Source organism: Paraburkholderia unamae, assembly GCF_003096875.1.
In the GTDB taxonomy this organism is placed as follows: Bacteria; Pseudomonadota; Gammaproteobacteria; order Burkholderiales; family Burkholderiaceae; genus Paraburkholderia; species Paraburkholderia unamae.
The window spans coordinates 106000-126615 of sequence record NZ_QEOB01000005.1 but is presented as its reverse complement, the minus strand read 5'-3'; the positions used below and the strand labels follow the sequence as shown (position 1 = coordinate 126615).

Below are 20616 nucleotides of genomic sequence, written 5' to 3'. Positions count from 1 at the left end.
ATCGTCTCCAGAGCGTCATGCGGCGTTTCCTTTTGCCGGTCGGTGCGAAGCGGGTAAATGGGCGAGTTCGGGAAGGCTTTCGAGCAATCATACTGCGCCTCGCGCGCACGGCGCTCCAAACTGGAGCGTCCGCGGAAAAGACGTGATCGACCCACCCTAAACTTCCCTTTCGCCGCGCCGTAAAACGGAGTGAACCCGTCAACCGTCCATCACGCGCCGATGACCATCCAGACCACCGAAACCGACGCACCCGCAGCCGATATCGCCCCGCTCACGCCCGACGCCATCCCGATTGGCGAACCTCTTGCCTGGCCCGTCGTCGATCGCGACGGCACCCTGCTGCTCGATGCGGGCGCGGTGCTCGTGGGCGAGGCCGAGCGCGCCTTTCTGTTCCAGCACTTCGCCCCGCATCGCGGCGACGTGGAGCGCGGCGAGTCCGCGCCCGAAGCCACGGACCCCGCCGGCGCGGCGGCCAGCGTGCGCGACATGCACCTGACCATCGGCGCGCTGATGGGCCTGCGCCCGCAAATGGGCGCAAGCGGCGCCCCCATGCAGCCGTGCCGCCTGATCGGCTTCGCGCCGAACGATGCCTTCTTCATTACGGCGCCCCATGCGGACGGCCGCTCAGGCAACATCGCGCAGGGCGAAAACGTCGAGATCGTCGCCATCGCGAGCCAGGCCGTCTATCGGTTCGTCTGCACCGTGGACGCCGTCTGCCAGGCGCCGCTCGATTACCTCGTGCTTTCGAAGCCCGCCAATATCCGCCGCTTGCGCGAGCGCCGCTCGATCCGCGTGCGCGCGCAGTTTCCCGTGCGCTACGGCATTGGCGAACAAGGCGAGGGATACGACGGCGTGGCGCTCGCGCGCGGCATCAGTGCGCTCGGGCTTTCGGTCAGCGCCGCGTGGGCCGTGGGCAAGGTCGGGGAGCGCCTGCGCATTGCGTTCAACCTGCGCTCGGGCGAAGCCGACACGCCGATCGAAACCAGCGCGATCATCCGCAACGTGCAGGTCGAACCGGGCGACGCCGCCCACGCGACGCTGGGCCTGGAGCTGGACAGCCTCACGCCGGCCGAACAGATGGCGATGAAGGTCTATGTGTTCGATCGTCAGGATGACGTACTGTACTGGACCGGCAGCATGCGCTAAAGCGCGGCCGCTTCACCCAGGCAGCGCTTGTGCGTCGAGGCACTCGCCGGACCACGCCTGCGCGAGCGCCTCGCAACGCCCCACGCGCACGGCGCCCAGCTCGCAGTCGATCACGGTGACGTGATCGGCATGACGCGGCCGCGCGGGCCACTGCGTGGTGCGCCCGTCGCTGAACAGCCAGAGATGGCGCGCTTGCCCCGGATCGCGGCGCGCCGCCGTTTCGAGCAGGTGCGCCGCGCGGCCGATTCCTGCTTCAAGCGGCGTGCCCCCGCCTCCGCCGATCGGTTCGATCCAGCGTTCATTCCACCAGCGCGGCACCGCGGGCCCGAAACGCAACTCGGCACGCGCGCCGCCGAAGGCAATCAGTGCCACGTCCACACGCTCGGCGCGCGCGCGGTCGAACAACGCGATCAGCAGGCCCTTGGCGAGCGCGAGCTGGCCGCGCGCGAGCATAGATGCGGAACAGTCCAGCACGAAGCAATGCAGCGAGCCCGAACCCGTGGTGCGCTTCGCAAAGCGCAGATGCCGCATGTGCAGCGGTGCGGCGCGCTTGGCCGCAAGCGTGGGCGGCCAGGCAATGCGCGCGCCGCGCGCGGCGACTTGCGCGCGGCCCCGGCCGGGCCCTTCTCTCCGTCGGGCGCCGCCCTGTGCGAAGGCGGCGGGCCTTGCCCGACGGGTCAGCGTTTTTTTGCGGGTAGCGGAATCACGCCCTTCACCGCCCTGGCGGCAACGGGCTCGGGCGGCAGTTCGCCCCAATCCGCATCGGAATCGGAATCGGCACTGGCTTCGGTGTGCGGCTCATTGCGCGTGGATGGCGGTTGCGCGGAAGAAGGCGCACTCGCGCCCTCCGGCATCGCGCGCCGCCGGTGGGCGAGCACGCTGTCCGCCACCTGATCGACATGATCCGGGCTCACGGCGTTCGCGCCTTCGAACGCGGCGAGCGCACGCGCCGCGCGCAGCATCACGAGGTCGGCGCGCATGCCGTCCACGGCCGCTTCGATACAGCGTTGCGCCGCGCGCTCATGCACGGCGTCGCTCCAGCCAAGCGCGCCCAGCACGGCGCGCGCCGCCACGATACGCTGCGCGAGCGCGGCCTGCTGCGCTTCGTATGTTGCGCAAAACGCCTGCGGATCGGCGTCGAACGCAAGGCGCGCCTTGACGATGCGCTGGCGCTGCGCGGCGTCGTATGGCGTGCCGAGTTCGACCATCAGGCCGAACCGATCGAGTAGTTGCGGGCGCAACTCACCCTCTTCGGGATTCATCGTGCCGACCAGCACGAAACGCGCATCATGCGTGTGCGAAACGCCGTCGCGCTCCACGGTGTTCACGCCGCTCGCCGCCGCGTCGAGCAACACATCGACGAGCGCATCGGGCAGCAGGTTCACTTCGTCCACGTAAAGCACGCCGCCGTGGGCGCGCGCGAGCAGGCCCGGCGCGAAGCGCACCGCGCTCTCGCGCAGCGCCGCTTCGAGGTCCAGCGTGCCGATCAGCTTGTCCTCGCTCGCGCCGAGCGGCAGCGTCACAAACGCGCCCTCGGGCAGGAGCGCCGCAAGCGCGCGCGCCGCAGTGGATTTCGCGGTGCCGCGCGGCCCGGTCACGAGCACGCCGCCGATAGCCGGGTCGATGGCCGCGAGCAAAAGCGCGCGCTGCAACGGCGCCTGGCCGACCAGCGCGGTAAAGGGAAACGCGGGACGCGAGGCAGCTGCGCTCATGGTCCTGATCCTTCCAGTTGCTGCCCGGCTTCGAGCAGGCGTTGTTCGAGTTGCGCGCGATGCTCGCCCGGCTCCTGCCACAGGCCGCGCTGGATCGCTTCGAGCAGACGCTCGCATACCGCGTGCAGCGCGTGCGGATTGTGGCGCTCCATGAAGGCGCGCGTATCGTCGTCGTGCACGTAAGCGTTCGCCACGAGCGCGTACTGATGGTCGCCCACCACGCGCGCGGTCGCGTCATAGCCAAAAAGATAATCGACGGTCGCCGCCATTTCCGCCGCGCCCTTGTAGCCGTGACGCTTCACGCCGTCGATCCACTTCGGGTTCACCACGCGCGAGCGGATCACGCGCGCGATCTCCTCGTGCAGCGGCCGGATGCGCGGCGCGGCAGGATTGCTGTGGTCCGCGTGATAGAGCGCGGGCTGCGCCTGCGAGAAGTGCCGCGCCGCCGCCGCCATGCCGCCCTGGAACTGGTAGTAGTCGTTCGAGTCGAGCAGGTCGTGCTCGCGGTTGTCCTGGTTCTGCAACACCACGTCGAGCGTGGCGAGGCGCGCGCGAAACGCGTCGCCCGCTTCGTCGCCGGCGCTCTTTTGCGCGTAGGCATAGCCGCCCCAGGCCTGGTACGCGTTCGCGAGATCGGCGTCGGTTTGCCACTGGCGGTGGTCGATCATCGCTTGCAGGCCCGCGCCGTAAGCGCCTGGGCGCGCGCTGAACACGCGCCAGCCTGCGCGGCGGCGCGCCTCGTCGGCGGGCAGGCCTTGCTCGACCAGCGCGTCGCGCTCGCGCCGCACGCGCGCGCGCAGCGGGTTCTGGTGCTCGGGCTCGTCGAGTTCGGCCACGGCCTGCACGGCCGCATCGAACAGATGCATCACGTTGGGAAAGGCGTCGCGAAAGAAGCCCGACACGCGCAGCGTCACATCGATGCGCGGCCGGTCGAGCGCCTCCACCGGCATGATTTCGAAGTCGGTCACGCGCTGACTGCCCGCCGCCCACTTCGGCCGCACGCCGATCAGCGCGAGCGCCTGGGCCACGTCGTCGCCGCCGGTGCGCATCGTCGCCGTGCCCCACACCGAAAGTCCCACCGCACGCGGATAGTCGCCGTGCTCCTGCAAATGCCGCTCGATAAGCTGCTGCGCCGACTTCATGCCGAGCGCCCACGCGGCCTGCGTGGGCACCGCGCGCGTATCGACCGAATAGAAGTTGCGGCCCGTGGGCAGCACGTCGGGCCGGCCGCGCGAAGGCGAGCCGCTCGGGCCCGGCGGCACGAAGCGGCCTTCGAAGCCGCGGCGCAACTGGCGCATTTCCTCGCTGCCACATGCGTCGAGCCGCGGCAGCACGTCGTCGCGCAGGCGTGCGAGCACCTTGGCCGCGTGCGGCAGCGCGGCGGCCGTGTCGCTGTGCGGCGTGCCTTCACACAGGCCGTCTATCAGCGTCGCCGCGAGCGCTTCGAGCCGTTCGCGCGTGTCGCCCGCGTGACGCCAGGGCGCGTCGCTCACGCTCGCAAGCAACGGCGGACGCGCGCCAGTCCACAGTGCAGACCAATCCACCGTGGCCGGATCGAGCAGATGATCGATGCGCATGTCGCGCGCAAGCGCGTCGATAAGGCCCGCGTTCGCACCCTGCCCGTCCGCGCAGGCATAACGTCCGAGCGCGAGCAGCGTGTCGCGGCGTTGGCGGCCCTGCGGCGAGATGCCGAAGGTATGCAGCCCGTCGCGGATCTGCGCTTCCTTCAATTCGCACAGGTAGGCGTCGGCGCGCGTGAGCAGTTCGTCCTCGCCCGCCTGATCCTGTGGCGCGGCGATGCTCAGTTCCTCGTGCAAGCGATGCTCGACGATGGTCGCGAGGATGGTCTTGCGCAGCAGCTTCGAGCGGCGCGGGTCCACCATCAATGCTTCGTAATACTCATCGACTTGCCGCTCCAGGTCTTGCAGCGGGCCGTAATTCTCGGCGCGCGTGAGCGGCGGCATCAGGTGATCGACGATCACGGCCTGGGCGCGGCGCTTGGCCTGGCTGCCCTCGCCGGGATCGTTGACGATGAACGGATACAGGTGCGGCAACGGCCCGAGCGCCATGTCGGGCCAGCAGGTGTCGGCGAGCGCCACGCTCTTGCCAGGCAGCCATTCCAGATTGCCGTGCTTGCCCACGTGCGCGATGGCGTCGATGCCGAACGTCTCGCGCAGCCAGAAGTAAAACGCGAGGTACGCGTGCGGCGGCACCAGTTCGGCGTCGTGATAGTTCGCGTAGGTGTCGTCGCCGCGCGAGCGCGAAGGCTGGATGCCGACGAACACCTGGCCGCAACGCCAGCCCGCGATCATGAAGCGTCCGCGCCGCACAGTGGGGTCGTCTTCCGGAGCACCCCAGCGCGCGATCAGCGCGTTTTGCGCCTGCGCCGGGAGTTGCGAGAAGCGCGCGCGGTAGTCGTCGAGAGAAAGGCTCTGCCACGCGGGACGCAGCGCGCGCGTGTCGGGATCGTTCGTCACGCCCTGCGTGAGCATGCGCATGAGCGCGTCGCTGTCTTCGGGCACGTCGCTCACGCGATAGCCTTCGTCGCGCAGCATGCGCAAGATGCCGACCACCGAAGCCGGCGTGTCGAGCCCCACGCCATTGCCGATGCGCCCTTCGCTCATCGGATAGTTCGCGAGCACGAGCGCGAGCTTCTTCTCTTCGTTCGGCAGGCCGCGCAAGCGGCACCAGCGGCGCGCGAGTTCGGCAACGAACGCCACGCGCTCGACATCGGGCTGATAGCGCACGACGTCGACCTGCGTGTGCTTGCAGTGATACGCGAGCCCCTTGAAGCTGATCGCGCGCGTGATCACGCGGCCGTCCACCTCGGGCAGCGCGATATGCATGGCGATGTCGCGCGAATTCAGCCCGTGATTGTCGTTCACCCAGTCTTCGCGATTGCCGCCGCTCAGGATCACCTGGAGCACGGGCGCGTCGCCCGCGAGCGCGAGCGGCTCGGGGTCGTCCAGCGACGAAGCGGCAAACGCCGTGGTGTTGAGCACGAGCGCAACGTCGTGCTCGGCCGCGAGTTGATCGAGCACGTCGCGGCTCAAGGCGTCCTTGAGCGAGGTGATCGCAAGCGGCAGCGGGTTCATGCCGCGCGCGAGCAGCGCGTCGATGAGCGCGTCGAACGCGGCCGTGTTCGCGGCCTGCAAATGCGCCTTGTAAAACAGCAGCGCGACCACGGGCGCGCCGGGTTGCCAGCGCGCGCGCCATTCGTCGATGGTCGCGACGTCGCGCTGCGGGCAGTAGAGCGCGGCGGCCGGCAGCACGACAGGCGGCGCGGGCTCGCTGCCCCACCCGAACGTGCGCCACGCGAGCGCGCGCAAAAACGATTCGGCGTTCGCCGCGCCGCCTTCGCGCAGGTAGCGCCACAACAGACGGCAAAACTCCGGCTCTGCACGGCTCTTGGCGATGAGGTTGGGATCTTCCTGCAAGTCGCCGGAAAACATGGCGAGCAGTTGCCCACGACGCTGCGCAAGCGACACCACCTGCTCGATGCCATAAGGCCAGTAGGTCTCGCCGCCCAGATGATCGACCACCACCACGCGCGCGTGCTGCAACACGTCGTCGACGTAGAAGTCCACCGACGCGGGCTGGCGCAGATACGTGACGTTCGCGAGCCGCACGCTCGGGAAGCCTTCGGGCAGGCGCGGCACGACGCTCGCGAGCAAGGCGAGCGTCGTGTCCGCCGAACTCAGCACGACGATCTCGGCGGGCTGCTGGTCGATGCGGATAACGCCCTGGGTGTCGTCGACGAAACCACCCGGCGTGGTGCGCAGCAGATGCATGTTGCGGCCTTGTCTTGCTCAGCGTTTCACTTCGCGCCGGCGGTCTGCACGCTCGCCAATGCCGCGTCGAATGCGGCTTGCAGCGCCACGCCGTCGAGGTCTTCGCCAATCAGCACGAAGCGGCTCGCGAGCGGCTGCGCTGCGCTTTCCTGCGCGTTCCAGCGGCGATCGAAATAGCTGTCGAAACGGCGGCCCACGCCTTGAATCACGAGACGCATCGGCGCGCCCGGCAACGCCGCGAAACCCTTCACGCGATAGATCGTGTGCGCGTCGACGAGTTGTTGCAGCGCCTCGATCACGGTCTCGCGCGAAAGCGCCGCGCCCGACACCACCACCGAATCGAACTCGTCATGGTGATGATCGGGATCGTCGGCGGAACCGTGATGGTCGTGGCGCAGATGAATGCTCTCCTCCGAAGCCGCTTCGAGCCCGAGCAGCGTATGCAGGTCGAGCTTGCCGTGCTGCGCGCGCACGATCTTCACCTGCTGCGGCAGTTCTTCGCGCAGCTCTGCGATGAGCGCGTCCTGGCCCGCTTCGTCCAGCAGGTCGGTCTTGTTGAGGATGACGAGATCGGCGGCCGAAAGCTGGTCTTCGAACAGCTCGTGCAGCGGCGACTCATGATCGAGATTCGGATCGGCGCGGCGTTGCGCGTCCACGGCCTGCGGGTTTTCGGCGAACTGGCCGCTCGCGGCGGCGGGGCCGTCCACCACGGTCACGACCGCATCGACGGTGAACGCGTTGCGGATCGACGGCCAGTTGAACGCCTGCACGAGCGGCTTGGGCAGCGCGAGACCCGAGGTTTCGATCAGCACGTGATCGATCTCGCCGCGGCGCTCGAGCAGTTTTTCCATCACCGGGAAGAACTCTTCCTGCACGGTGCAGCACAGGCAACCGTTCGCGAGTTCGTAGAGCTGGCCTTCCGTTTCGTTGCCGTTCTCGTCGCAGCCAATGCCGCAGCCGCGCAGGATCTCGCCGTCGATACCGAGTTCGCCGAATTCGTTGACGATGACCGCGACGCGCAGGCCGCCCGCGTGCTGGAGAATGTGGCGCAGCAGCGTGGTTTTGCCGCTGCCGAGAAAGCCCGTCACGATCGTGACCGGAATCTTGCGCATTTGCATGAGGTGCTCCTTTTGGCGCCATGCCGGGTGATGGGCGCGGTGCGTCGCGCTGGCCGTTCGTGCGGGTGTCGTGCGCGCGAGCACACGCGTGCGTTGCTGCGCCCTGACGCAAAGTAGCGCAACGATTCAACCTGCCGGGGACGAACGACCAGAGACGCGCCACGGGCCACGCCCGGCTGACGCATGAAAATCACGGACCCGGCACCGCATCCCCGCACCGCGAATCCCACGTATCTGGCCGGTATCCGGACTGACGAAACGCCGCTTCGCCTTCCCGCGCGGGCGGCCTTGCGGCCGGCTCGCACAGTGGCGTGGACTGCTTGAAGCATGGAAGCGGCTTGCAGCGTTCGTGCGAACGCCGCGCTCGTTGTACCGTTGCGGGTGCAGTTCAGGTTGGCCATGCCCCAGGCGGGATGGCTCCCTGATTCCCGTTTAACTGCGCACGCAGAATGAATCGCGCGCGCGAGCACCAGAGTGCGTGCGAGTGTAGGCGTGGCTTGCTTGCGCGTCAAGGAAGGCGTGGGAAGCCGCAAAGGCGTGTGCTATCGTAGCGCGCATCCGGCCAACGCCGGGCCACGATGGTTTTACCTCTCCGGTCACGCCCAGGATCGACGCGCCCGCCGTGAATCTTGCCCACATTCGCCCTTCATTCGAGACCGCGCAAAGCGCGCCGCCGCTCGTGCTGGGCATCGGCTGCAAGCGCGGCGTGACGCTCGCGCAAGTTGAAGCGGCCGTGTGCGCCGCACTCGGCGCGTGGCCGCTCGAACGCGTAACGGCCGTGGCCACGCTCGACGCGAAGGCCGACGAACCCGCGTTGCGCGCGTTCTGCGCGGCCCATGCGCTGCCGCTGCGCACGAACACGCGCGAGCAGATCGCGGCGACGCCGACGCTTGCGCCACCTTCCGCCGCGGCGCAAGCGCAATTCGGCGTGCAAGGCGTATGCGAACCCTGCGCCCGGCTCGCGGCGAGCGGCGGTCCGCTCGTGCGCGGCAAGCTCGCGCTCGAAGGCGTGACAGTCGCGGTCGCGATTGCGGTCGAGACCACGCGCCCGGCACAAGACACGGCGAAATCGCCCTGAAAATTCAGCCTCAACCTCATCACGAAACCCGATTCCCGACACCCGACGATGAAAACCGATTCCGAATCGCACCAACGCATGACGCAACGCCGCCGCGAGGGCCACGAGAAAAAACAGGCCGCCGCGACGCTCGAAAAAGGCCTGCTGATCGTCAACACCGGCAACGGCAAGGGCAAGAGCACGGCGGCGTTCGGCATGGCCGTGCGCATGCTCGGCCACGGCATGAAGCTCGGCGTGGTGCAGTTCATCAAGGGGGCGCTGCACACGGCCGAGCGCGACTTTCTCGGCAGCGTCGCGCACTGCGATTTCGTGACGATGGGCGATGGCTACACCTGGAACACGCAGAATCGCGACGCCGACATCGCCACCGCGCGCAAGGGCTGGGACGAAGCGAAGCGCATGATCGAGAGCGGCGACTACACGATGGTGATCCTCGACGAACTCAACACGGTGCTCAAATACGAATATCTGCCGCTCGACGAAGTGCTCGGCGTGATCGACTCGCGCGCGCCGCACGTGCATGTGGTCGTCACGGGACGCCATGCGCCCGACGCGCTCATCGAAGCCGCCGACCTCGTCACCGAAATGCGCCTCGTGAAGCACCCGTACCGCGAGCAAGGCGTGAAGGCGCAAAAGGGCGTGGAGTTCTAACGGCATGTGCGCAACGCTTGCCTGCCCCGCGCTTTTCATCAGCGCGCCCGCTTCGGGCCAGGGCAAGACCACGCTCACGGCGGGACTCGCGCGGCTGCACCGGCGCGCGGGGCGGCGCGTGCGCGTGTTCAAGACCGGGCCGGACTTTCTCGACCCGATGATCCTCGCGCGCGCGAGCGGCGCGCCCGTGCTCTCGCTCGACCTCTGGATGGTGGGCGAGCACGCGTGCCGGGCATTGCTCGCGCAGGCCGCGCGCGAAGCGGACCTGATCCTCATCGAAGGCGTGATGGGCCTCTTCGACGGCACGCCGAGCAGCGCCGATCTCGCAACGACGTTTGGCGTGCCGGTGGCGGCCGTCGTCAGCGCGAAGTCGATGGCGCAAACCTTCGGCGCGATCGCGTTCGGCCTCGCGCGCTTTCGGCCCGAGGTGCCGTTTCACGGCGTGCTGGCGAACCACGTCGGTTCGGCGCGCCACGCGCAGATGTTGCAGGAAGCACTGCCCGCCGACCTGCGTTGGCTGGGGCACGTGGCAAGCGAGACGACGATGGCGCTGCCCGATCGCCATCTCGGCCTGCATCAGGCAAGCGAGATCGACGACCTCGACGCGCGCATCGAACGCGCCGCCGACGCACTCTCACAAACCGCCCTCGCCGGTCTGCCGCCTGCGGTGGCATTCGACGATCCTTCGCATGACGAAGCAATGCCGCGCCTGCTCGAAGGCCGCCATGTCGCGATCGCGCGCGACGCCGCGTTCTCGTTTCTCTATCCCGCGAATATCGCGTTGCTCGAAGTCCTGGGGGCGCGCGTGAGCTACTTCTCGCCGCTCGCCGACGAGCCCGCTCCCGCCCACGCCGACGCGATCTTCCTGCCCGGCGGCTACCCCGAGCTTCATGCCACGACGCTCGTGCGCAATACGCAAAGCGCGAATACGTTGCGCGCACATGTATCCGCGGGCAAGCCGCTCGTCGCCGAATGTGGCGGCATGCTTTATCTGCTCGACGCGCTCACCGACGTGGCGGGCACGCGCACGCCGATGCTCGGCCTGCTGCCCGGCGAGGCGGCCATGCAAAAGCGCTTCGCGGCGCTCGGCATGCAGCAGGTCGACGGTGAGCACGGCGCGCTGCGCGGCCATACGTTTCATTACTCGCGCATGAGCACGCCGCTTGCGCCCGCGCTCACGGCGCGGCACGCGCAAACCGGCGCGCCGGGCGAGGCGTTTTATCGCCACGGCTCGATCGCGGCGACCTACATGCACGCTTACTGGCCCTCCAACCCGGCTTTCACGGCCGCACTCTTTCATGGCACAGCCCTTTGACGAAGCCGAACGCGCGGCGGTGTACCGCGCGATTTACGAGCGGCGCGACATGCGGCACTTCGTGCCCGGCCCGATCGACCCCGCCACGCTCGCGCGCCTGCTCGACGCCGCCCACCACGCGCCGAGCGTGGGTTTCATGCAGCCGTGGCGGATCGTGCGGATTACCGATCCGTCGTTGCGCGAGCAACTTCATGCAACGGTCGAGCGCGAACGCATCGCCACCGCCGACGCGCTGGGCAAGCGCCGCGACGAGTTCATGAAACTCAAGGTGGAGGGCATGCGCGAGTGCGCCGAGGTGCTCGTGTTCGCGCTGATGGACCGGCGCGAGACGCATATTTTCGGCAGGCGTACGCTGCCGGAGATGGATCTCGCCTCCGTGGCGTGCGCGATCCAGAACATGTGGCTCGCCGCGCGCGCCGAAGGGCTCGGCATGGGCTGGGTATCGATCTTCGACGTCGACGAGGTGCGCGCGCTGCTCGCCATGCCGCCGGGCGCGAAACCCGTGGCGATCCTCTGCGTGGGTCAGGTCGAGGCGTTTTATCCGCAGCCCATGCTGGAAATGGAGCACTGGGCGAAGCGCAAGGCGCTGGGCGAATGCGTGTTCGAGAATGCCTGGCCGCAGGGGGAGCCGGACTGCGCACCGGCTCCCGGGCCTGACGTGCCGCCGGGCGTCTGACGCGCGCTGGCTCACGCTTCGCGCGTGTAGCACACGGCCTCGACGTTGTTGCCGTCGGCATCGATCAGGAATGCTGCGTAATAGTCGGGGCTGTAGTCGAGCCGCAGGCCGGGCGCGCCATTGTCCTTCGCGCCCGCGCGCAGGCCCGCCTCGTAGAAGCCGTCAACGGCCGCGCGGCTCGGGGCCAGGAACGCCACATGCACGCCGCGCGGCGCGCTCGCGTCCTGCGCGGCAAGCGCGTGCAACCACAGCTTCGGCTCGCCTGGCTGGCCGAGCCCCGCGTAGGTGTCGTCGCGCATGCACACCACGACGCCAAGCGGCGCGAGCAGCGCCTCGTAAAAACGCACGCTGCGTGCGAGATCCTGCACGCGCAATCCAATGTGATCGAACATGAGCGACTCCCGTGAGGTCCGCGCGCAACCGTTGCGGCGGATCGTGGAGTCAGCATAGCGCGCACGCCGCCGCCCCTGCCTGGGGAAAGTTGCGCTGGATTTGCGGCGGCCTTATGGCGGGTTTGCGGCTGGATGCGCGGCTGATTTACGGCTGATTGATCGGCGAAACCGAGAGCACCGCGGGCATATGCGGCTGGGCGCTCGCCGAGCCTGCGCCCGCGTCGGCCGCGCTGCCGAGCTTGACCCGCCATTGCGGCGCACCCGCATACGGCAGACGCGCCAGCGCGCCCGCCATGAGGTACGGCAGCGCTTCGCGCGCGTCGGCGTTACGGTCGCGTTTGACCGCGCTCACCTTGTACACCTCGCCGCCTTCCGGCAGCGTAAAGAAGCGCAGCGTCAGCGTATGGACGTAAGGCCGCCCAAACCATGGAAAAGACGGCCCTTCGGCCGGCACGCAGCCGCCCGCGCACTCGCCTGCCACCACTTTGACGTCGGCGGGGCGCGTGGCCCAGGCCACCGAAACCAGATAGCGCGCCGCCTCGGGCGCGCCCGCGACAAAGCCGCGCTGCGCGAGGCCCTCGCGCAGCAAGCCCTGGTACGGCAGGATCTCGCCCGCGTCGGCCTGCGCGGGCGTGGGGGCGAAGCGGTAGTTCGCGGCGGCCGTGCCCATGGCAGGCAGGCCGCCGGTGGCCTCGACATCGGTCGTCACACCGGCGCAGCCGGCGAGAGCGCCGAGCAGCGGCAGCAGACACATCGACAACTGGGTCTTCACTGAACACTCCATCGGGGCCGCCGGCGCGCGGCCGGCGGCGTTCTTGTCATGCGCGTGCGCGCGGCTCAAGCCGGCGCGTCGAATGCGGGGAGCGTCATCGTCAGTTTGGTGCCCTTATCCGGCTCGCTCTCCACATGGACTTCGCCGCCGTGGCGCGTCACGACGGTCTTCACGAAGGCCATGCCGAGCCCCGCGCCGCTCACCTCGGGCCGCTGACCCGCATGGAAACGGCGGAACGGCTCGAACAGCTTCGCCTGATCCTCGTGCGTGATGCCGTAGCCCTGGTCCTGGATCGAGCAGATCACATGCGGCGGCGTCTCATCGTCCAGCGCGATCTTACAGACAATGCGCGTATCGGGGGGGCTGTATTTCACCGCGTTGTTGAGCACGTTGACCAGCGCGCGCGTCATGAGCGAGCGGTCGGCGTTGATCCAGCCCATCTGCTCGCCCTCGAACGCCGTGTCGATCTGGATGCGTTTCGCGCGCGCCTGCGGCCAGACTTCGTCGCTCGCGTCGATCATGAGTTCCGCGAGGCTCGTGGGTTCGAGCGCATAGACCTGCGACTCCGCGCGCGCAAGTTGCACGAAGTCGTCGGCAAGCGTGAGCGAGCGGCGCGCGTAACGCTCGATGCGCTCCATCACGCCGCGCACCGGCTCCGAGGCCAGCGTGCCGCGCTCGCGCTCGGTTTCCACGAGTGCGACGATCGAGGCCTGCGGCGAGCGCATGTCGTGCGAGAGCAGGCGCAACGCGTCCTCGCGCTGGCGCTCGGCGTCGTGCAGTTCCGTGACGTCGACGAGGCCCGCGATCCAGCCCACCGCCTGGCCTTGCGCGTTCGTACAGCGTGCGTAACGCAGCAGGTAGTCGCTGCCGTCGCGCGCCCGCACTTCCACGCCGCGCTCCATCAGTTCCGCGAATTCGCCGCGCGCCGGGTCGAGCGGCGCGGGCCAGTGCGCGTGCGCGAACGTCATCATCTCCGGGCTCGGGTCGATCGGCTTGACGAGCGAGAGATCGCCGAACACGTCCTGCATCCAGCGCCCTTCCGCCGCGCCCACGCGCAGGCGCGCGAGATAGGCGCGCGAAGCGTGATTCGCGATCAGCACGACGCCGCGCAGGTCGGCCACGACAATCGGCTCGGGCACCGAGTCGAGGCTGTCCCACACGAAGCGGCGCATGTCCTGGAGGCGCTGCGCGGCCTGCGCCATCAGCGCCATCTGCTGGGCGAGCGCGTCGCCCGCGAACTCGCGGCGCGGCGTGGGCGCCTCGGGCAAAAGATAGGGTTCGTCGGCGAGCTGGCGCAGTTCCTTGCGCAGGTACGCCATCGTCATTTCGAGGCGGCGCCAGCTCCACACCGGATACACGACGAGCAGCGCGACGACCGCGGGCACGGGCGGCAGCCACAGCCGCGCGCCGTACAGCATGCCCGCGCTCGTGCCGAGCGAGACGAGGATGAGCAGCGCGAGCAGCAGCAGCGTGCGCAGCGGCGAGAGTACGAGAAAGCCCGCCAGCAGCACCGCGAGCGGCAGGAGCGAGGCCAGCACGACCGCGAGCGGCGGCGCGGGCTGGATGGCGGTGCCGTTGAGCAGCGTGTCGAGCACGATGGCGTGGATATAGACGCCGGGCAGCGGGCCGAGCGTGCCCGAGAGCGGCGTGGCGAAGCGGTCGTAAAGGCCCGAGGCCGTCACGCCAACGATCGCCACACGTCCGCGCAGCGTCTCGGGCGGCACGCGGCCCGCGAGCACGTCGGCGAAGGAGACCTTGCGGTAGGTTTGCGAGCGCGCGCCGAATGGAATCAGAAAGCGCGCCTCGCTGCCGGGCGCGGCGGCGCGCAGCACGTCGTCGCGCTGCGCGGCGGCGGGCGTGCCGTGCGCGAGCGTCACGGCGCCGTCGCGCACCGCGCGCCACAGCGGCACCATCAACTGCGGCCAGCGCTGGCGCGCGTCGCCTTCGAACAGCGCGACGCTGCGCACGATGCCGTCGCTATCGACTTCGAGATTGATGTGGCCTACGCCGGCCGCCGCCTGGGCGAGCGGCGCGACGGGGCGCACGGCGTCGCGATGGCCGTCGTCATCGGCGGGGGTGAGGAGAATGGGCAGGAACGACGGGCGGGCGCGCAACGCCTGCGCGAAGCGCGCGTCGTCGGGCGAAGGCTCGGTGAACAGCACGTCGTAGACGATGGCGGCCGCGCCCGCTTTCGCGAGCTGATCGACGAGCCGCGCATGCGCCTCGCGCGGCCAGGGCCAGCGCCCGAGTGCGGCCACGCTCGCGTTGTCGATCTCCACGAGCACGATGTCGGGCGAGACCGGCCGCTCGCGCGCGGCGAGAAAGCGGTCGTAGACCAGGTTGTCCGCGCCGCCCGTCAGCCGCCAGATCACGCACAGCAGCACCACGACGAAGCCCGCGCAGCCCACCCCGGCCCACTCGAACAGAAAGCGGCGCCCGACTGAGCGGCCAAGGCGCGCGGGCGGCCTCGCGCTCATGCGTGGCTCCACCTCGTCCGGCCGAGTCACCAGTCGAGCCTGAACGACTGGATCGGACTCGCCTTCTGGTAGTAGTGGCCGTTGTCGAACTGCTCGGCGATCACCGTCCAGTAGTAGACGCCCTTCGGCAAGTCGCGCACGACGGCCTCGCCCGACGTGATGTCCGTGCGGTCGACGAGCGGCACGCGCAGATCGTCCGTGGTGCCGAGCACGAAGCGAAAACGCGTGTTCTGCGCGTTGCGGTCGGTGAACCAGCGGAAGGCGAAGTCGCGCGAGCCTTCGATACGACCGGCGCTCGTACCGAGCGACATGTGGCGCCGCACGAACGCATAGGACGCGGGCATGCCTTCGAGGCCGCGCTCGTCGATCGCGGAGATACGCACGAAGTACGTGCCGTCGTCGAGCGCGCCGAGCGGCACGTGCGGGTCGGCGCTGCGCGTGTCGCGGATCATGTCGAGCAGTCCCGCGTCCCGGCCGATCTGCGCGCGGTAGCCGCGTGCGTCCTGCAACGGCGCGATATCGAAGGCCACCTCATTATCGTCCTGCACACGGGAAGGATTCAGGAGACTGGGCGCGTCGAGCAGCGGCACGGGCGCGCCCGCCGGCTCGCCCGCGAGCGTCAGGCTGCCGTGATGCGCGGCGACGAGTTGCTCCGAGGCGGCGAGCGGCGTGCCGGGCGCGGGCGCGGCATGCAGTGCGGACGATGCGGACGGCGCATAGGCGCCGCTGCGGCCCTGCGCGAGCGAGGCGGCGTCCACGCCCACGGCGCCGTCCAGGACTTCGACTGCCGTTGCGCCTTTCGCGCCGTCGTAGCTCACGCGAAACTGCGTGCCGCGCACCCCCGCCACCACGGAAGGCGAGCGGATCTGGAAGCGATCGTCCTTCTTCGTTGCGTGCGTGACCTCGGTGCTCACCTCGCCACTGTGCAGATTGACGATGCGGTCGGTTGCCCCCGTGAGCACGGTCTGGCGCAGCGTGGCCAGGTCGAGCGAGGTATCGGGAGGCAAGGCGATGTGCGAGCCGTCGGCCAGTTCGAGCGTGGCGAAACCATTGTGGCCGGTCTGCACGCGATCGCCTTCGACGAGGCTGGCGCCGACCGTGAGCGGCAGCAGCGGCCCGTTGCGGAACGCGTGCTGGGCGGGCCCGTTCGCGGCGATCACCTTCGCACTGAGACTGTCCTGGCGCAGCAGCGCAACAGGCACGCGCAGCGTCGTGCCCGGCCGAAGGCGACGCGGCTCGCTCACGCGATTGACGCTCGCAAGCTTCTTCCAGTCGGCGGGGCTACGCAGATAGCGCGCGGCGATGTCGTAAAGCGAGTCGCCGGGGCGCGTCACGTAGGTGGTCATTTCGGGCGGCTGCGCCGGCGCTCGCGCGGCGCTCTCTCGCGCTTCCGCGCCGCGGGCGAAGGGAACGAGCGCAAGCGCGAAGGCGAACAACGGGAGCGCGGAGGCGCGCACCGCGCTTGCCTTCACGACGGTGGCTTGAACCGCACGCGGGCCCTTCACGCGTCGTCCCCCTCGATGCGTTCGAGTCGATAGCCGTAGCCGTAGATCGGCGTGAGGCGATAGCCGTTTTCGGGGCGCAGGCCGAGCTTCGAGCGCAGCATCGAGACGTGCGTGTCCATCGTGCGCGACGGAATGTCGTCGGACTGCTTCCAGATCACGTCGAGAATATGCGCGCGCGAGAGCGGGCGGCTCAGGTGCTGGAAAAGCAGCAGCGCGAGATCGAATTCCTTCTGCGTGAGCGCGACTTGCCGCCCGCTCACCGACGCCTGGCGCGACTTCAGATCGAACTCGTACTCGCCGAAGGTTTCCTTGAGCGCGGGCGCATGAAGCTGATAGGCGCGGCGCAGCAGCGAGTTCACGCGCGCGATCAGCACGGGCGCGGAAACGGGCTTGACCACGTAGTCGTCGGCGCCCGCGTTGAGCATTTGCGCGATGTCGACTTCGCGGCTGCGGCTCGTCATGAAGAGCACCGGCAAGCGCGTGGAGAGGCTTTGCCGCACCCAGTGCAGCACCTCGTCGCCCGCCATGTCGGGCACGTTCCAGTCGAGCACGAGCAGATCGAACGTTTGCCTGCGAAGCTGCCGGACAAGCTCGCCGCCCTTCGCGAACGGATGGCAGGCATGGCCCGCCGCGGTCAAGGTCTGGCAGACGAAATCTGTCTGCGCCGGATCGTCATCCAGTACTGCAATTCTCATAACACCCCGCAACCAGGTTTGTTCTTCATCTTTTCAGGATGGACTGCCTCCCTGCCGCCGCTCACCGCGACGACGGCCAGCGTCTTGCCGGGCACCGCGAGCCAGATCGCTCGTGCGCCCAGGTCAAAACGCGTACCCATCCTCAAGGTCAGAGCGCGCGGACGGCGCCGCGCACCAAAGACCGCTACTTTCGCTGCGTCTCGAAAAAAATGGGAGCACGCCGCGAGGGTCGACTTCAGGGATTGGGATGCACTCATGTTAATCGCTCATGGTAGTCGAAATCGTCATCGTTCGAAGCGGGTTTGGCCGGGCGGGACCGCCCGCGGCCCTATGACTGGCGCGGTGTGAGGCCGGATTCGTGGGCCGGCGGCGTCGCGTCATGCGCGTTCGCATCGCCGGCCGGAGCCTGCGTGGGAACCTGCGCGAAAGCCGGAGCCGAAAGCAATGCGGTCAGGTGCGAGCGCACGTGTTCCCAGGCCGCGTGGGCGTAGTCGGGTTGCACCGCCGCACGCGCCTGCGCGGTCACGAACACGCGCAGCACCGTGGACGAGCACTGTGTGAGCCGCTCCGCGCGGCCGAACGGCGACAGACGCAGCGCTTCGCTCAGCCACGGCAACTCGGATGCGCAGGAATCGGCGTAAGCCTCCATCGCGGCGCGCGCATGACGGTCGCGCGGGAGGTCGAGTTCAACGCGCTCGAGTGCGCGACCCAGACCCGCGCCATTGACGCGCGAGCCCGGCGGGAAGCGGGTGCGGCCGGTTCGGAAAAACATGTAGCCCCCGTTGAGCAGACAAGCGCCAGCCGTTTTTCGCGGACGCAACAACGCCAAGCCGCACGCGGCGCGCGCGGCGGCAAGGAGAATGAATTCAGGATGAAAGAAAAAAAGTGGCGACAGCGGCGTGCTACGCACCGCGTGGTCTCCGGAATCCGCCCCCGGAATCGGACCGCCAGCGCAGTCATCGTCATGCCCGGCGCGAACCCCGCCAACCGCGTCACCGCCCGACGCGGGCCGGCAGGCCGCAGCCGCTCCCTGCACGACGAGGCACGTGCTGCCATCGCCACATCCACCTCAAGGCGCTGGATTTCCAGCGTTATCCGGCGAACTCGGGTTCGCTCTGACTTCCTCGTTCCGGCCGCATCACCAGGTCCCGTGCGTGCCAGCCCCCGTAGCATTATTCCGGCGCCCCCGGGCGCACAGAGCAGACTCGTGCATCGGGAGCGTCATGCGGCAGCGCTTCGATTTGCCGCGACGAGCTATTCTCACCTGGACGCCAAGAACTTACTGTCAGGGATTGTTAAATCCGTCAGGATGGCGAGCAGCGGACGTAGGAAGGTCTGACGGTGAGGCTTGCGCACGATGATGGTCACGGAGCATTGTTTGGCGATGCGCGACGCAGCACACTGATTACCACGCAATCCTAAATAAATGGACTCAAGGCAGGATGCCCGCAAAGGGCATCCATCGAGGTACCGCGAAGGCAAGGAAGATCGGTCAGTGCTCGTGCTCGTCGCCACGGCCGTTGCCCTGGCCCGAAGGATGGCCGCCCTGAGGCGCACCCTGTGGCGCCGAGGGCCGACCCTGCACGGCGGCAGGTGGAGGCGGACGCATCCCGCCGCCCTGAGGCTGCGCTGACGGAGGATGCGCGAAGCCCGGCGCGGGGCCGCCCTGCGGCTGTGGACGGCCACCACCCTGCGGCTGAGGCGCGGGCGGGCGGGCCTGCTCCTGTGGACGCGGCGCCATGTTGGCGGGCGCGTGCGGCCCCTGCTCGTTGAAGTTCGGACGCCCCTCGCCCTGCGGCGGCATGTTGGCGGGCGCATGCGGTCCTTGTTCGCCGAAGTTCGGACGTCCCTCGCCCTGCGGCGGCATGTTGCGGGGCAAGTCGGCCGGCGGACGCGGCCCCTCCGCATTGCCGGGCGGGCGGCCTGCGCCGGGCGGCGGCCCGCCGTTCGGATGGCCGTACGGCCCGGGCAGACGCTCGCCGCCGGCCGCGGGCTGGCCAGGCGGGCGGCCCGGCGCGCCATGCCACGCGGGTGCCGCGGGCGGGCGGCCACGCTCGGGCGGCGGCATATGCGCCCAGCGGTCCTGCTCGCCGTACCAGGGCCGGTCGCGATAGAAGCTGCCCCAGTACGCGCCGAGCGAGAACGCCACGATCGGCAAGCCGATCGCCGCGCCGTAGTTGGGCAGCGGCACGTAAGTGCCCTGATACGGATAGCTGAGATAAGCGCCGTAGACCCAGCCGCGCAGGCCGGGCACCGTGACGTCACACCATGAGTAGTCGCTCACGCAGCCCATCACGGTGACGGGCACGCCGGGGCCAAGCTCGGAAACAATGGGGTAATCGCCGGACGGTCCCGCGTAGAGTTCGACCGGCTCGCTCGTATAGGCCGCGGTTTGCGCGCTGGCGTCGGCCGAGGCGAGCACGAGGCCGGTGACGAGGCTCGCGCTCGCAAGCGCTGAGGCGAGCGTGCGCAAGCGCGTCTGAGGGCGCTTTGACATTATTTCTCCCTTTTGCAGCTAATTGTTGTTGCCACTGCGCAAGTCGCGTGCCCACGAGCACCCAATCGATTCGCCGGGTTACTCGTTTTCTTCGAAGTAGTGCCCGAACTTGACCTGCTTGGTGCGGATATAACGTTCGTTTTCCTCGCGCATGGGAATCGCGAGCGCCACGCGTTCGATCACCGGGAGGCCGTGCTCCCTGAGCGTTTCGAACTTCTTGGGATTGTTGCTCATCAGCCGCACCGACGAGACTTTCAAAAGACGCAGGATCGCAGCCGCCGAATCGTATTCGCGCGCGTCGTCGGGCAGGCCGAGGTCGAGATTCGCCTCGACGGTGTCGCGGCCCTGCTGCTGCAACTGGTACGCGCGGATCTTGTTCGACAGGCCGATGCCCCGGCCTTCGTGGCCACGCAGGTAAAGCAGCACGCCACGGCCTTCGGCCGCGATATAGCGCAAAGCGAGGTCGAGCTGCTCGCCGCAGTCGCAGCGGTAGGAGCCGAACACGTCGCCGGTCAGGCATTCGGAGTGGAGCCGGGTGAGCGTCGGCTCGCCGCTGCCCACGTCGCCCATGACGAGCGCGAGATGCTCGGCGCCGCCGTCCTTTACCCGATAGACATAGGACTCGAACGTGCCGTAGCGGGTCGGCAGCGTGGCGGTCGCGTCAAGCACGACGCATTCGTTGGCGTTGTCGCCGTCCGCACAGGACGACTCAGGAAGCGTAGGCATGATTCTCGAGCAAAAGACTGGCAAAAAACGGCCACGGCCGGATTGAAGTTAGGAACCGGAGTTTA

18 protein-coding genes and 1 riboswitch are annotated in these 20616 nt (G+C 68.7%); of the genes, 5 read left to right on the top strand and 13 right to left on the bottom strand.

All coding sequences use genetic code 11. The features are described from left to right. The first annotated feature begins 219 nt into the window (after positions 1-219). Positions 220-1146, top strand: coding sequence for a flagellar brake protein (locus C7402_RS12260; protein WP_116610847.1), 927 nt, complete (start codon positions 220-222; stop codon positions 1144-1146). Positions 1147-1158: 12 nt separating this feature from the next. Here C7402_RS12260 and C7402_RS12255 read toward each other — a convergent pair whose 3' ends face one another. From C7402_RS12255 to cobW, 4 genes are all read right to left on the bottom strand, one after another. Further along, positions 1159-1677, bottom strand: a complete 519-nt coding sequence (locus tag C7402_RS12255) for a vWA domain-containing protein (protein WP_116610846.1) — start codon at positions 1675-1677, stop codon at positions 1159-1161. Between the two features lie 146 nt (positions 1678-1823). After that, on the bottom strand, positions 1824-2858 hold the full coding sequence (locus C7402_RS12250) for a magnesium chelatase ATPase subunit I (RefSeq protein ID WP_116610845.1): 1035 nt from the start codon (positions 2856-2858) through the stop codon (positions 1824-1826). After that, positions 2855-6649, bottom strand: coding sequence for a cobaltochelatase subunit CobN (gene cobN, locus C7402_RS12245; RefSeq protein ID WP_116610844.1), 3795 nt, complete (start codon positions 6647-6649; stop codon positions 2855-2857). Before cobN ends, C7402_RS12250 begins: the two co-directional genes overlap by 4 nt. Before the next feature lie 26 nt (positions 6650-6675). Further along, complete coding sequence (cobW, locus tag C7402_RS12240; RefSeq protein WP_116610843.1) at positions 6676-7767, bottom strand: cobalamin biosynthesis protein CobW; 1092 nt, start codon at positions 7765-7767, stop codon at positions 6676-6678. A 220-nt stretch (positions 7768-7987) separates the two neighbouring features. Continuing rightward, positions 7988-8256, bottom strand: a riboswitch (cobalamin riboswitch). Between the two features lie 133 nt (positions 8257-8389). Between cobW and C7402_RS12235 the strand changes: the two genes are divergently transcribed. Genes C7402_RS12235 through bluB form a run of 4 tightly spaced genes read left to right on the top strand, consistent with a single transcriptional unit; the run spans position 8390 to position 11487 of the window. After that, positions 8390-8845, top strand: a complete 456-nt coding sequence (locus C7402_RS12235; RefSeq protein WP_244314825.1) for a cobalamin biosynthesis protein — start codon at positions 8390-8392, stop codon at positions 8843-8845. A 48-nt stretch (positions 8846-8893) separates the two neighbouring features. Next, complete coding sequence (gene cobO, locus C7402_RS12230) at positions 8894-9496, top strand: cob(I)yrinic acid a,c-diamide adenosyltransferase (protein WP_116610842.1); 603 nt, start codon at positions 8894-8896, stop codon at positions 9494-9496. Positions 9497-9500: 4 nt separating this feature from the next. Further along, positions 9501-10811, top strand: a complete 1311-nt coding sequence (locus C7402_RS12225; protein ID WP_116610841.1) for a cobyrinic acid a,c-diamide synthase CobB — start codon at positions 9501-9503, stop codon at positions 10809-10811. After that, positions 10795-11487, top strand: coding sequence for a 5,6-dimethylbenzimidazole synthase (gene bluB / locus C7402_RS12220; RefSeq protein ID WP_116610840.1), 693 nt, complete (start codon positions 10795-10797; stop codon positions 11485-11487). The genes C7402_RS12225 and bluB overlap by 17 nt, the downstream gene beginning before the upstream one ends. Positions 11488-11498: 11 nt before the next feature. On the opposite strand, the gene C7402_RS12215 is transcribed toward bluB, so the two are convergent. The 9 genes from C7402_RS12215 to ribA all read right to left on the bottom strand — a co-directional run bounded on the left by C7402_RS12215 (position 11499) and on the right by ribA (position 20551). After that, positions 11499-11879, bottom strand: coding sequence for a VOC family protein (locus C7402_RS12215; RefSeq protein ID WP_116610839.1), 381 nt, complete (start codon positions 11877-11879; stop codon positions 11499-11501). A gap of 145 nt (positions 11880-12024) precedes the next feature. Continuing rightward, entirely contained in the window at positions 12025-12651 is a 627-nt protein-coding gene (locus C7402_RS12210; protein WP_165841869.1) for a DUF4136 domain-containing protein, read from the bottom strand. A 65-nt stretch (positions 12652-12716) separates the two neighbouring features. After that, the gene (locus C7402_RS12205) at positions 12717-15128 is read right to left on the bottom strand and encodes a CHASE2 domain-containing protein (RefSeq protein ID WP_116610837.1); all 2412 of its coding nucleotides are present in this window, start codon (positions 15126-15128) and stop codon (positions 12717-12719) included. Positions 15129-15154: 26 nt separating this feature from the next. Then, the gene (locus C7402_RS12200) at positions 15155-16633 is read right to left on the bottom strand and encodes a FecR family protein (RefSeq protein WP_224045120.1); all 1479 of its coding nucleotides are present in this window, start codon (positions 16631-16633) and stop codon (positions 15155-15157) included. Further along, complete coding sequence (locus tag C7402_RS12195; protein WP_112172970.1) at positions 16630-17328, bottom strand: response regulator transcription factor; 699 nt, start codon at positions 17326-17328, stop codon at positions 16630-16632. Before C7402_RS12195 ends, C7402_RS12200 begins: the two co-directional genes overlap by 4 nt. Continuing rightward, positions 17325-17585: a hypothetical protein gene (locus C7402_RS46260; RefSeq protein WP_133254463.1), complete on the bottom strand. Its 261-nt coding sequence runs from the start codon at positions 17583-17585 to the stop codon at positions 17325-17327. The genes C7402_RS12195 and C7402_RS46260 overlap by 4 nt, the downstream gene beginning before the upstream one ends. 71 nt (positions 17586-17656) lie before the next feature. Beyond that, positions 17657-18100 carry a hypothetical protein gene (locus C7402_RS12190; RefSeq protein WP_133254462.1) on the bottom strand — a complete coding sequence of 148 codons (444 nt, stop codon included), beginning with the start codon at positions 18098-18100 and terminating at the stop codon, positions 17657-17659. A 720-nt stretch (positions 18101-18820) separates the two neighbouring features. Continuing rightward, on the bottom strand, positions 18821-19825 hold the full coding sequence (locus tag C7402_RS12185) for an SH3 domain-containing protein (RefSeq protein ID WP_116610835.1): 1005 nt from the start codon (positions 19823-19825) through the stop codon (positions 18821-18823). A gap of 78 nt (positions 19826-19903) precedes the next feature. Next, positions 19904-20551, bottom strand: coding sequence for a GTP cyclohydrolase II (gene ribA / locus C7402_RS12180; RefSeq protein ID WP_112172967.1), 648 nt, complete (start codon positions 20549-20551; stop codon positions 19904-19906). Positions 20552-20616 lie beyond the last annotated feature (65 nt).

Excerpts from the sequence above, each read along its gene's own strand:
- C7402_RS12185 (WP_116610835.1), bottom strand. The coding sequence starts at position 19,825 with ATGTCAAAGCGCCCTCAGACGCGCTTGCGCACGCTCGCCTCAGCGCTT.
- C7402_RS12225 (WP_116610841.1), top strand. The coding sequence starts at position 9,501 with ATGTGCGCAACGCTTGCCTGCCCCGCGCTTTTCATCAGCGCGCCCGCT.
- C7402_RS12250 (WP_116610845.1), bottom strand. The coding sequence starts at position 2,858 with ATGAGCGCAGCTGCCTCGCGTCCCGCGTTTCCCTTTACCGCGCTGGTC.
- C7402_RS12195 (WP_112172970.1), bottom strand. The coding sequence starts at position 17,328 with ATGAGAATTGCAGTACTGGATGACGATCCGGCGCAGACAGATTTCGTC.
- ribA (WP_112172967.1), bottom strand. The coding sequence starts at position 20,551 with ATGCCTACGCTTCCTGAGTCGTCCTGTGCGGACGGCGACAACGCCAAC.
- C7402_RS12205 (WP_116610837.1), bottom strand. The coding sequence starts at position 15,128 with ATGAGCGCGAGGCCGCCCGCGCGCCTTGGCCGCTCAGTCGGGCGCCGC.
- C7402_RS12255 (WP_116610846.1), bottom strand. The coding sequence starts at position 1,677 with ATGCGGCATCTGCGCTTTGCGAAGCGCACCACGGGTTCGGGCTCGCTG.
- C7402_RS12215 (WP_116610839.1), bottom strand. The coding sequence starts at position 11,879 with ATGTTCGATCACATTGGATTGCGCGTGCAGGATCTCGCACGCAGCGTG.
- cobW (WP_116610843.1), bottom strand. The coding sequence starts at position 7,767 with ATGCAAATGCGCAAGATTCCGGTCACGATCGTGACGGGCTTTCTCGGC.
- cobN (WP_116610844.1), bottom strand. The coding sequence starts at position 6,649 with ATGCATCTGCTGCGCACCACGCCGGGTGGTTTCGTCGACGACACCCAG.
- C7402_RS12190 (WP_133254462.1), bottom strand. The coding sequence starts at position 18,100 with ATGTTTTTCCGAACCGGCCGCACCCGCTTCCCGCCGGGCTCGCGCGTC.
- C7402_RS46260 (WP_133254463.1), bottom strand. The coding sequence starts at position 17,585 with ATGAGTGCATCCCAATCCCTGAAGTCGACCCTCGCGGCGTGCTCCCAT.
- bluB (WP_116610840.1), top strand. The coding sequence starts at position 10,795 with ATGGCACAGCCCTTTGACGAAGCCGAACGCGCGGCGGTGTACCGCGCG.
- C7402_RS12260 (WP_116610847.1), top strand. The coding sequence starts at position 220 with ATGACCATCCAGACCACCGAAACCGACGCACCCGCAGCCGATATCGCC.
- cobO (WP_116610842.1), top strand. The coding sequence starts at position 8,894 with ATGAAAACCGATTCCGAATCGCACCAACGCATGACGCAACGCCGCCGC.